Source organism: Arsukibacterium sp. MJ3 (assembly GCF_000987765.1).
In the GTDB taxonomy this organism is placed as follows: domain Bacteria; phylum Pseudomonadota; class Gammaproteobacteria; order Enterobacterales; family Alteromonadaceae; genus Alishewanella.
The window spans coordinates 1-808 of record NZ_LAHP01000090.1 but is presented as its reverse complement, the minus strand read 5'-3'; the positions used below and the strand labels follow the sequence as shown (position 1 = coordinate 808).

Below are 808 nucleotides of genomic sequence, written 5' to 3'. Positions count from 1 at the left end.
AAATGATGTGTCGTTACGCGGATTAATACCAAATGAACTGGGCAAAGGGTTTGGTTTCTTCAACTCGAAGCCGAGTTCTGCGTTTTCTCCTGTAGCGGTAACCCCTGATGAGCTAGGCGATGCATGGCAGGATGGCAAAGTACATTTACCACTGCGCTCAACCTACAACGGCGAATTGTTTGGTTATCCGAATGCTGGCGAAGATATGACCTTTAATTTTGATCGCCTGATTCAGCATGCGGCAATGACGCGGCCATTATCGGCAGGCACCATTATTGGCTCTGGTACGGTTTCCAATAAACAGGGTACCGAGCACGGTAGTGCAGTTGCCGAAGGTGGTGTGGGTTACAGTTGCATCGCCGAAGTGCGCATGATTGAAACCATTCGCGATGGCAAGCCAGCTACTTCATTCATGAAGTTTGGCGATACTATTCGAATGGAAATGTTAGATCAGCAGGGCAATAGCATTTTTGGTGCTATTGATCAGCAAGTGATTGCATATAAAGGGCCATAAAATGCGGTTGTATGGCTATTGGCGTTCATCGGCAAGCTATCGAGTGCGCATTGCGCTCGCCTTAAAAGGTATCGCGTATGATTATGTGCCGGTGCATTTACTGAAGAATGGTGGGGAGCAGAAAGGTACTGAATACGCGCAGCTTAATCCTGCGCAATTGGTACCAACACTGGAGCTTACCGATTCTGAAAGTGGTGAAACGGTGCGCCTGAACCAATCACTAGCGATTATTGAGTATCTTGATGCGTATTTCCCAGAGCATCCGTTATTGCCCGAAAATCCGCTAAAAGCTGC

The 808-nt window shown here is 47.6% G+C and carries 2 protein-coding genes; both read left to right on the top strand.

The window, feature by feature from the left end; all coding sequences use genetic code 11:
* A partial coding sequence (locus tag VT06_RS16890) for a fumarylacetoacetate hydrolase family protein (RefSeq protein ID WP_046555499.1) occupies positions 1-514 on the top strand: 514 nt, incomplete at its 5' end.
* Position 515: 1 nt separating this feature from the next.
* A partial coding sequence (locus tag VT06_RS16885) for a glutathione S-transferase N-terminal domain-containing protein (RefSeq protein WP_046555498.1) occupies positions 516-808 on the top strand: 293 nt, incomplete at its 3' end.